We start from the raw sequence: 10,952 nt of genomic DNA, 5'->3' as shown, positions 1-10,952 counted from the left end.
CTTCGCATCGTTGATGTAGTTCGCCAGGTGCATCAGCGGACCGGCCGCCTCGATGGGCATCGCCCCGATCATCAGGGCGAGCAGGAAATCGGTGACCGAGATCCAGTCGGCCACCAGCATCGGCAGGCCGGTGGCGGAAAGGATCAGCAGCGTGGGCAGCGGCACGATGAACAGCCGGTGCAGCAGCCCCCCGGACCGCGAGGTCGCCAGCCAGCCGGCGACCGCCTCGGTGAACTCGTCGACCGCATCGGCGAATCGGCGGAAGGACCCCTGCCCGTCGTCGAAAGTCCGCACCACCGGCATTCCCTGCACGAACTCGACCACCGCCGCGTTGATGTTCTCGTTCGCGTCGTTGTAGCGCGCCCGCTGTGCGGCATGGTCGCGGGTCAGCAACGACAGACAGACGACGGCGATCGGCACGACGATCAGCGCGGCGAGCAGCAGCCGCCACTGCACCACTCCGAGCGCGATGGCGGCGGCCAGTGGCTGGGCGAGGCCGGAGCCGACGAACGGCAGCGCGTCCGCGACCACGTTGTGCAGCGACTTCACATCGTCCTGCACGACCTTCTTGATCCGGCCCGCACCCAGCCGCTGCACCTCACCCAGCGGCATACGCGCCAGGGCGTCCGCCAACGCGCGGCGGAGCACCACCTCCAGCTCGTAACTCGCCTCGTGTGCCATGTGCTCGGCCAGCCACCTGGCACCGAAGCCCACGAGCAGGCCAACCAGCGCGCCGCAGCTCCACCAGGCCACGACCGACCCCGACGGTTCGGCGGCAAAGAGCTCACCGACCGCGAACGCCGCACACACCAGGCCGACCACTCCGCCGACCCCGCCGAGGACCCCGAGCAGTGCCGCGCGCAGCAGACGCCTGCGGACGGCCGGGGACAGCGCCACCAGTTCCCGTATGGTCCCGAGGCCGCTTTCGGCCCTCTTCTCGCTCTCGGTCACCGCGCCACGCTCCTGGCTATCTGCTCGGCCAGGGCCCGCTTGTTGACTTTGCCCAGGCTCGTCCGCGGGAAGGAGGCCAACATTCTTACCTCGTCCGGCAGTTTGAAGGCGGCCAGGCCGCTGCGGGTGAGATGGGAGTTCAACCCCGCGCGCGTGGGTGGGGGACCGTGTGCGATGACGCAGGCGCAACTACGCTCCCCCAGAGCCTCGTCCGGAATGCCGACAATGGCGACGTCGTGCACGGCGGGGTGGCTCAGCAGCAGGTTCTCGACCTCCTCCACGGGGACCTTCTCCCCGCCCCGGTTGATGACGTCCTTGATGCGTCCCTCCACCACGAGGTGTCCGCTGGGCAGTTGCCGTACGAGGTCGCCGCTGCGGTAGAAGCCGTCGGGCGTGAAGGCCGTAGGGTTGTGCTCCTCGGCCCGGTAGTAGCCGCGCAGCGTGTACGGGCCGCGCACCAGCAGCTCGCCGACCTCGCCGGGTGTCACCTCACGGTCGTCGGCGTCGACGATCCGCAGTTCGTCGTCCCCGGCGAGCGGTCGGCCCTGCGTCTCCAGTACCAGTGGCTCGGGGTCGTCGAGCCGGGTGTAGTTGAGCAGTCCCTCGGCCATGCCGAACACCTGCTGCAGCCCGCACCCCAGCATGGGGCCGATGCGGGCCGCTGTCCCTGTCTTGAGCCGGGACCCGCCCACCTGGAGCAGCTCCAGGCTGCCGAGGTCGAACTCCGCCCACTCCGCCGCCTCCAGCCACAGCAGGGCCAGCGGCGGGACCAGCGCGGTGACCGTGATCCGTTCCCGCTCGATGAGCTGGAAGGCGTCGTCCGGGCTGGGGGTGGGAGACAGGACGACCGTGCCGCCGGCGTGCAGGGTGCCGAGCACGCCGGGGCAGGCCAGGGGAAAGTTGTGGGCGATCGGCAGGGCCACCAGATAGCGCGTGGTGGCGTCCAGGCCGGCCACCACGGCGCTGGCGATGGCGTTGTACGCGTAGTCGTCGTGCGTACGAGGGATCAACTTGGGTATGCCCGTGGTGCCCCCGGACAGCAACAGCACGGCCACTGCCGATGGGTGGGGCTCCGTAACCGGAGCCCCATCGTCCTTCGCCCCGACCGCCGACAGCGCCGTGAACTCCTCGGGCTCTCCGACGACCAGCACATGGCGCACGCTGGGCACCTCGGCGCACACCGTCCGGGCGAGCACCCGGTGATCGAAGCCCAGGTGCGTGTCCGGGATGACGTACGCCGTGGCTTCCGACAGCCGTGCCAGGTGAACGATCTCGGTCTCCCGGTGCGCGGGGAGTGCCATCACCGGCACCGCACCCAGCCGGAAGAGCGCGAAAGACAAGGCGAGGAACTCGGCGACGTTCGGTAGCTGCATCAGTACCCGGTCACCGGCGGTGATGCCCCGGCCGTGCAGCCCGGAGGCCAGCCGGTCGGCCCGGTCGTCCAGTTGGCGGTACGTCCACCTGCGCGCCCCGTCGACGACGGCGGTGTGGTCCGGCACCGCCTTGGCGCGCTCCCGTAGAAGGGAACCGAGGGTCCTGCCCTGCCAGTAGCCGCGTTCTCGGTAGCGCGCCGCAAAGTCCTCCGGCCAGCCGACACATCCGTCCAGCATCTCAAGCAACCTTCTTGTCCATCCGGTGAGTTGGGGCCACGGTCAAGGGATCGCCGTGCTGGGCCGGTACCACGTACGGCGCGACGCTGTGGAGCTTTTCGCAGGTCTCCTCGTGCTCCCGGGCGGGACGGGAGCCGGCGACCACGCCCGCCCCCGCGCGCAGCCACGCCCGGCCGTCGCGTTGGTAGACGGCGCGCAGCACCAGCGCCGCGTCCAGGGAGCCGTCGGATCCGGCCATGAGCACGGTGCCCGCGTACAGGCCGCGCGGCTCGGCCTCCAGCTCCTCGATCAGCTCGTACGCGGCGGACTTGGGAATGCCGGAGGCCGTCACTGGCGGGAAGACCGAACCCAGCGCGTCCCATGCCGTCCGGCCGTCGGCCAGGGTCGTGGTGACGCGGGACGCCAGGTGCTGCACACTGCCGCGCGGTTTGACGGTGAAGAATTCGCCGACCCGCGTGGCTTCCGGGCTGCTGACGGCGGCCAGCTCGTCGCAGGCGAGCTTGACCGATGTCGCGTGTTCGTAGATCTCCTTCGGGTCCGACAGCAGCTCCGTGCGCAGTGCCTCGTCCCTGTCCGCGTTGCCGGTGAGCGCACGCGTGCCCGCCAGGGGCTGTGTCGACGTCGTCCCGGCCGCATCGACCTCGATCACCGTCTCGGGGCTGAAGCCCGCCGCCTGCCAGCCGCCCAGGTCGAGGAGGAACGAGCGGGCCGGGGTGTTGTGGGCGCGGCCCAGCGCGTAGGTGGCGGGCAGATCGACGGGGAACGGGATGGGCACGCAGCGGGAAAGGATGACCTTCTGCAGTCGGCCCCGGGCGATTTCCGACACCGCGTGGGTCACTCCGTCGCGGTAGGCGTCTTCCTCGATGGGACTGTGGACGTCGATGGGCACGGCATCGGGCGGGGCCGGGCACGCGGGCAGATCGGTGAGCAGTTTCCGTACGGACTGGGCCACTTCCGCGTCGACGCTGCGGATCAGCGCCTCGTCCCGGGTCACCTGGACCTCCGTACGCGGGATCATCAGGTGGGCGAGGATCTCGTCCTCCGCCATCGCGGCCGGGCGGCTCGCGAGTTCGAAGGCGATCCAGCCGTAGGCGTTCCAGTCGGCGATCGGCGCTGCGGCGATTGCGGACCGCACCAGGTCCCACGGTGCGGCACCCGACCACGGCTCGGCGGCTGCGCAGCCGCCCAACGTGCTACGTACCCCGCGTGCGTCCACGCGGAGGTCCCCCAGCGGATTTCCCGCGACGTGCCAGCGCTCCCCGCGCTCGTACACCACGTAGTCCGTGAGCAGGCCGGAAGAGACCAGCTGAGTGACCACAGCCAGTGGGTCGAAAGGTCCCTTGACCAGGGTCTTTTGATAAGTCTGCGGCACAACGTACTCCTGGGGATGAATGAGGGGCCCCGGCCCGCCGGTGGCGGACGGCCGGCGGGCCGGGAGGGGGGAGAGGGCTCAGCAGGCCCGGTCGGCTGCTGGCCTCAGCAGTGCGGCGATGTGCTCGGCGACGGCGGGGGCGTTCGGCTCCTCGATGCAGCTGAAGTGGGTGCCCTCGATGCCGGTCACCGCCAGCTCGCCGACGCAGACGTCCCGCCAGAAGGCGAGCGTGCTGTCGTCCATGCCGGGCGCGAAGCCGGAGGCCCCGCGTGGCAGCAGGAAGCGGATGTCGCCCGCGTACGGCTCGGGCGTGAAGCGGGCGGACAGGAAGCTCTGCCGGAAGACCCGGAAGAGGCCGAGCGCCATCTCCGTCGGCATCTCCTGGCCGGTCGCCTCGCTCGCGGCGCGTGCGTACGCGGCGAACCGCTCCTCACGGGTGAGCGTGCCCAGCTTCCGGAAGAAGTCGCCGGCCCGGTCGAGCTCCGGATCGCCGCCGACCTCGCCGAGCGAACCCACCGGTACGCGACCGGCGTTGCGCTCGATGGCTTGCATGAAGCCACGGACCAGCGCGTCGCCGTCGATGTCGCCGAAACCGGCCTGCTCCAGGGAGATGCGCAGATTGGGGAGGAACAGCGTCTCGATCATCAGGTCGTCCTCGACGTCGAAGAGGACCGGGTGGCTGCTGACGAGGATGAGGTCCTCGACGGTCACGCCGCGTTCGTCCAGTCGCCGTGCCACCTCGGTCGCGTACAGACCGCCGAGGCAGTAGCCGATGAGCTGGACGCGGGTGTGCCCCTCGTCGACGAGCCGCTGGGCGTAGTCGTCGGCGGCGCGCTCGATCACCTCCGCCGGATCGAGGGAGCAGTACAGGTCGGTGTCCTCGACCACAATGCCGAGCACCGGGCCGAGATCCTGGGCCACCAGCTCCTTCGCCAGCGGCCGGAAGCAATCCATTGTGCCGAGCCCGGCGTGGAAGATCACCCGCAGCGGGCCGTCGCCGCCCGTGCTGAACGGTATGAGGACGGCGTTGCTTGCGTCGCTGCGCCGCCCGGCGAGGTCGAGGGCGTCGTCCGCGTCGGCCGGGCCGGGTCCGGCCTTGCTCCGCAGGAACCGGGCGAGTGCCTCGACCATCGGCTGGTTGAGCAACTGCCGCAGCAACGCGTCGAACGGGACCTCCGCCGCCTCCGGCAGCTCCTCGCGCAGTTGCCCCGCCATCCGCGCCATGATCAGCGAGTCGGCGCCGCGGTCGTAGAAGCTCTCCGAGCGGCCGATGTCACCGGTCGCGAGGGCCGCCGCCCAGAGCTCGGCGAGCCGGGCCTCCAGCTCGTCGGCGGGAGCTTCGGCGGTCTCGGCCCGTTCGGCCGCCGCGACCGGAGTGGGCCGCCAGCCGGCGAGCGTGCGCCGGTCCACCTTGCCGTTGCTGGTCAGCGGCAGGGCATCGACGACCTGTAGGTGGGAGGGGATCATGTGGGCGGGCAGCCGCTCCGCCAGGAAGCGGGCCAGCTCGTCCTCGGTCACCGCCGCCCGGTCGATCTTCAGCCGTGCCGCGAACAGGTGTACGCCCTGGGGGGCCAGGCTGTGGTCGTCGTCCGGCAGGCACAGCACCTGTTGGGCGCCCGCGCGTTCCAACAGTTCGTGCCACCGGCCGCGGTCGAGGTACGAGGCTCCGGCTGCACGGTGGGCGTCGCCGGGCTCGGTCATCATGAACGCCTGCGAGGCCAGGATCCACGGGTGTTCCCGGGTCGGCTCGGTGAGGACCAGCCAGCCGCCCGGCGCCACCAGCTCCGTCAGCCGCGCCAGCGCCGCCTCGACATCTCGTGCGTTCTCCAGCACACCGGCGGCCAGCACCACGTCGTACACGTTCGGCGTGAGCCCCTGTGCCCGGTGGTCGGTGTCGACGTCGAAGACCCCGAACCGCACCCAGGGGTACCGGCCGAAGCGGTGACGCGCTTCGGGCAGGAAGAAGGGCGCCACGTCCGTGAACAGGTAGTCCACGACGACGCCGGAGTCCGTGAGAGCTTCGAGGACTCCCTCGGTCGTGCCGCCGGTGCCCGCGCCCGCCTCCAGTACGCGGAGCGGGCGGTCGCCCCGGTGTTCCTCGGCGACGCGGTGCAGCACCGTGCGCACCGCGCGGTTGAGGTACCGCGCCATCGCGTTCTCGTGGTACAGGGAGTCGGCGACATCGAACCGACCCTCAGGGAAGAGGAGCGACACGGGGTCCTGTTTGCCGGTCAGCAGATCCGGCAGGAGCTCGGCGTTGCGCCGCACGTAGGAGAGGAGGCCGGGGGAACCGAGCTCGTCGGACCAGGCCGCCTCGACGCCCTTCCACCCCTGGGCCACGGAGTCGGTGTCGACCGGGCGACGGCAGCCGAGCCGTCCCGCGCTGTCGATATGGAGGAACCCCGCGTCGGTCAGTACGGCCAGCCAGCGCCGTACCAGCCAGTGATGGGCGGGTGCGATCCCGTGGTGCGCCAGGACCTCGTCGAATGTGTGCGTGACGCCGGGTTCCGTGAACAGGCCCAGCTCACGCAGCGCGTGCGCCATCGACGTCAGTACGGCCTCGTCGAGGCGGGCCACGTAGGCGGCGACCCGGTCGCGCTCCAGGCCCTGGGCAGCGGAATCGGCTGCCGTACGGACCGCCGGGGCAAGCCGGTCGGCGGTAACGGCCACGGGCTCCGCCGTATGCGCCGTCTCGACGACTCCGAGGAGCCCGCGCTCGGTGCCCGGCTCGCCGTCCAGGACGACACCGGTGGCCGCGACCGCCGGGTGCTCCAGCAGAGCCGCCTCGATCTCGCCCAGCTCTATGCGGTGCCCGCGGACCTTGACCTGGGTGTCCTTGCGGCCCAGGAACTCGATCTCGCCACCGGGCAGATAGCGGCCGAAGTCACCGGTGCGGTAAAGGCGTTGACCATCCGTGGGGTGGGTGAGGAACCGGTAGGCGGTCGTCTCCTGGTCGCCGAGATAGCCCTGCGCCAGCCCGTCACCGGTGATGAAGAGTTCGCCGGATGTCCACACCGGGCAGTCGCGCAGGGATGCGTCCAGCACCCGGAAGCCCTGGTTGGCCAACGGGCGGCCGTACGGGATGCTGCGCCAGCCGGGCAGCAGTCCGCGGTAGGGGTGGGCGATGGACCAGATGGAAGCCTCGGTGGCGCCGCCGAGGGAGATGACCTCCAGATCGGGTATGCGTCCGCGGATCTCTTCCGGAAGAGTGACCGGTATCCAGTCACCGGACAGCAGCGCAAGGCGCAGCGTGGGCAGTGCGAGAGTCGGCTCGGCCCCCAGGTACGTGGAGAGCATCTGCATCAGCGCGGGCACGGAGTTCCACAGCGTCACGCCGTGTGCGGCGATCAGCTCCGCCCAGTGCGACGGGTCGGTCCGCCGCTCGGCCTCGGGGAGCACCAGCGCACCGCCGACCGCCAGTGGGCCGAAGATGTCGTACACCGAAAGGTCGAAGCCGAGGTTGGCCAGGCCCAGGATCCGGTCCGCGGCGGTGACGCCGAAACGCCGGTTGACGTCGGCGATCGTATTGCCCGCCGCGCGGTGGCTGGTCACCACGCCCTTCGGCCGGCCGGTCGACCCCGAGGTGTAGATGACGTACGCCGGGGCATCCGGATCGCCGCCGGTGGGAGGCGCGGCGGGAAGCAGCGGAGCCAGCCGGTCCACGGCGGTCACCCGGGTGCCCGCGGGCCATTCGGCGTCCACCCAGGACTGGGTCAGCACCTGCGTCACGTCCGCGTCGGTGAGGATCGCGGCGCGCCGCAGCGGCGGCTGCACCGTGTCGACGGGCAGATACACCGCCCCGGCGAGCAGGATGCCGAGGACCGCGCTCACCTGGTCGACGCCCTTGTCCATGACGACCGCCACCCGGTCGCCCGTCGCGCAGCCCGCGTCGCGGAGGGCCGAGGCCACTGCCCCGGCGCGGCCCGCGAGTTCGCCGTAGGAGACGGTGCCGTGCGGGCCGATCACCGCCGGACGGTCGGGGGTACGGGCCGCCTGTGCCAGTACGTCCTGGTGCAGCAGCGTGTCGGGCAGCGGTGCGGCGGTGTCGTTGGCCCGCCTGCGGTCCTCGGCCTGCCAGGCCGGCAGCGGCACGACCTCGCCCGCGTCGGCGTCCCACGCCTGGCCCCCTGCGGCGAGAGAGCGGAGGAGTGTCTCGAAGGCATCGAACATGTCGTCCACCACGCCCTCCGGGAACACCCCGTCGCGCACGTCCCAGTTGACCTGTAGGCCCTCCGTGTCATCCATCGCCTGGCAGTCGATGAACACCTGCGGGGTCTGCGTGATGCCGAAGCCGTCCAGCCGGCCGGCCGCCCGCTGCCCCGTCCCCGGGTCGCCGAGCCCGATCGCGCTGGTGAACACGATCGGCATCAGCGCCGCCGCACGCCCGCGACGGCGGGCGAGCTCGCGCAGCACCTCCACCCCGGAGCACAGCCGGTGGTCGAGATCGTCGAAGAGCTGCCCGCTGAGCGCGGCCGCGCGCTCGGTGAACGAGCCGCCCGCGCTCCAGTCGACGGCGAGGAGGTTGACGGAGGTGAAGTCGCCGACGACATGGTTCACGTGCGGATGCAGGGGCAGCCGGTTGAGGACGGTGAGGTTGAGGGAGAAGCGGTGTGTACGGCTCCAGCGCTCGATGGCGGCCGCGTAGGCAGCCATGACGACCGAGGACGGCGTGAGCCCGCGCTGCTGGGCGCGCCGCTTCAGCTCCTCCCACACCGCGGTGTCGAGTTTCAGGAAGCGGCGCCGGAACCGGGCCGTCTCCGCCTGGCTCTCGATCACCGGAAGGTCGGGGGCGGCGGGCAGCTCGTCGATGCGGGCCCACCAGTAGTCCTTGTCCCGCTGGTAGCGGGCGCTCTCGCGCAGCTTCCGCTCGGCGAGCAGATAGTCCCGGAAGGTGATGTCCACGGGCGGCAGCACATGCTCCGGATCGTCGTGCAGCGCCTCGAACTCGGCCAACAGCAGCCACATGCTGGCCCAGTCGGCGATCAGGAAGTCCATGGACAGGTGGAGGACGGCGCGCTCGTCGGTCCTGGTGACGCGCAGGTCGAACAGCGGCCACTGGGTCGTTTCGTACACGCGGTGGCCCAGTGCGTCGCGGGCCGCCTCCAGTTCGGACTGAATGCGTTCCTCGCCCGCGTCGCGCAGGTCGGTGGCCGGTACGGACAGTCGTGGCACGTTCGGAAGGACCCGCTGGTGCCCGTCGGACGAGATGACGGCCCGCAGCATGTCGTGCCGCTCGACGAGCCGGTTCCACGCCGCCTCGACGCGCTCCGGGGCGAGGTCCGGGTAGTTCACTTCGAGGTACACGTGGCAGGCGACGCCCCCGAAGCCGAAAGCATCGTTCCGGCCCAGCAGGTAGGCGGACTGTACGTCGGTCAGGGGGAACGGCTCATGTCGCGTGTCGGGATCCGGAGTGAGAGCGGCCGTTGCGGTGGCGGCCTGAAGATGCTCGACGACGGCGGACTTGTGAGCGCGGAGGGACTCCAGGCGCTCGGGGTTCATGACTCCCCTGGGCGCGCGGTACCGCAACTGCCCGGCCTCCTCCCAGAGCTGGACGCCGGCGCGCTGCAGACCTGCGATCAGATCGACGATCGCGGTGTCACTGGACATTCTGGTGGTCTCCTTGGTTGCGTCAGTCGCGCGTCGGCGGGAGCGGGGGAACGTTGGCGTTGAACCGGAAGGTGTTGCCCGGGTCCCAGGTCTGCTTCAGGCGGGCCAGCCGCTCGTACGTCGCGGGCCCGTAGGAGGCCCGCACCCACTCGGGTTCGGGGTCGGGCAGCAGATTCACGTACGGCCCTTCGGTGAGGCCCTGCAGCGAGCGCCAGCCCCTTACGGCCGGGGCGAGGTGCGCGGGGTTGTCGGCGGCTCCGTACCACTGCGCGCAGATCTCGACGAACCACTGGGCGTCCCGGTGGGTGAAGGCGGTCGGCCCGGAGGGCGCGCGGCGGATCGCGCCGCCCAGAGCCCCGAACACGACGGAGAAGTTGGGCCCCGCTGCCTGCCACTGCTTGATGAGCATGTCGACGGTGGTGTTGGAGAGTTCGCCGAGCAGCTCGCCCCGGTTATAGACGTGCTGGTGGGCGAAGTCCGGCGGAGAGGGGAGCAGGCGCTGGTAGGCCACGTACGACATGGCTGATATGCCGTCGGAGACCGGCTTCGGGGCGCCGTCGCGCAGCGGTGCCAGCACCTCCGCCGCCCGGTCGGGGTCCCCGAACCAGGTCGGGATCAGTACCGCGCACCGCTCAAAGTGCAGGTGTTCGGGAATGAACGGCAGGGGAGGAGCGGTCCATATAATGGCGACGAGCGAGGCTTCGTCGGGTGCGCCGGCCAGCCAGTCGCGGGCCGTACGGAGAGCGGCTGGCGCGTTCTCGGCAGGATGGACCAGCGGGCCCGCCACGACTCCACTCACCGGGTGCAGCCGGAAGCCGAAGCGGGTGACCACACCGAAGTTGCCACCGCCGCCGCGCAGCCCCCAGAACAGCTCGGGGTTCTCGTCCGCATCGGCCCTCACCTGCTTTCCCTCGGCCGTGACGAGGTCGAAGAACGCGACGTTGTCGCTGGTGAGGCCGTACTGCCGGGACAGATCCCCGACCCCGCCGTGCAGCGTGTGGCCGGCGATTCCCACATCGGTGTTGCGCGGTCCCGGCACGGCGAGTCCGAACTCCTGGGTGGCCGGGTCGAGTTCGCCCCAGGTGGCCCCGGGTTCCACGACGGCGAGACGTGCCTGGGGGTCCACCTCGATACGTTTCATGGGGGAGAGGTCGAGCAGCACCCCGTCGTCGCACGTCCCCCAGCCCGCCACATTGGCCCCGCCTCCGCGTACCGCGACGGGAAGGCGGTGCGCGCGGGCATGGGCCAGGGCGGTGACCACGTCCGCCGTGTCGGTGCAGCGTGCGATCAGGGTCGGCCGCCGGTCGATCCGGGCGTTCCGTACCCGCCGCGCGGCGTCGTAGCCGGGCGCGCCTGGGGCGAGTACGTCACCCCGGAAGCGTGCCCATATGTCTGTTGTTGTCGATTCCATT

The 10,952-nt window shown here is 70.9% G+C and carries 5 protein-coding genes; all 5 read right to left on the bottom strand.

The window, feature by feature from the left end:
* On the bottom strand, window positions 1-951 hold a 951-nt coding region (locus ADL29_RS18375; protein WP_169795240.1), incomplete at its 3' end, for an ABC transporter transmembrane domain-containing protein.
* Window positions 948-2,561, bottom strand: a complete 1,614-nt coding sequence (locus tag ADL29_RS18370) for a (2,3-dihydroxybenzoyl)adenylate synthase (RefSeq protein ID WP_053924723.1) — start codon at window positions 2,559-2,561, stop codon at window positions 948-950. The genes ADL29_RS18370 and ADL29_RS18375, both read right to left, overlap by 4 nt.
* 1 nt (window position 2,562) lies before the next feature.
* Window positions 2,563-3,933 (bottom strand): salicylate synthase, encoded by a 1,371-nt coding sequence (locus ADL29_RS18365; RefSeq protein ID WP_078971094.1) that lies wholly within the window; start codon window positions 3,931-3,933, stop codon window positions 2,563-2,565.
* A 78-nt stretch (window positions 3,934-4,011) separates the two neighbouring features.
* Window positions 4,012-9,540 (bottom strand): non-ribosomal peptide synthetase, encoded by a 5,529-nt coding sequence (locus tag ADL29_RS18360; RefSeq protein WP_053924722.1) that lies wholly within the window; start codon window positions 9,538-9,540, stop codon window positions 4,012-4,014.
* Between the two features lie 22 nt (window positions 9,541-9,562).
* Complete coding sequence (locus tag ADL29_RS18355; RefSeq protein WP_053924721.1) at window positions 9,563-10,951, bottom strand: FAD-binding oxidoreductase; 1,389 nt, start codon at window positions 10,949-10,951, stop codon at window positions 9,563-9,565.
* Window position 10,952: the final 1 nt, after the last annotated feature.

This window comes from Streptomyces chattanoogensis (assembly GCF_001294335.1).
GTDB lineage: Bacteria > Actinomycetota > Actinomycetes > Streptomycetales > Streptomycetaceae > Streptomyces > Streptomyces chattanoogensis.
The sequence above is the reverse complement of the archived record's forward strand: the minus strand, read 5'-3'. Positions and strand labels throughout refer to the sequence as shown.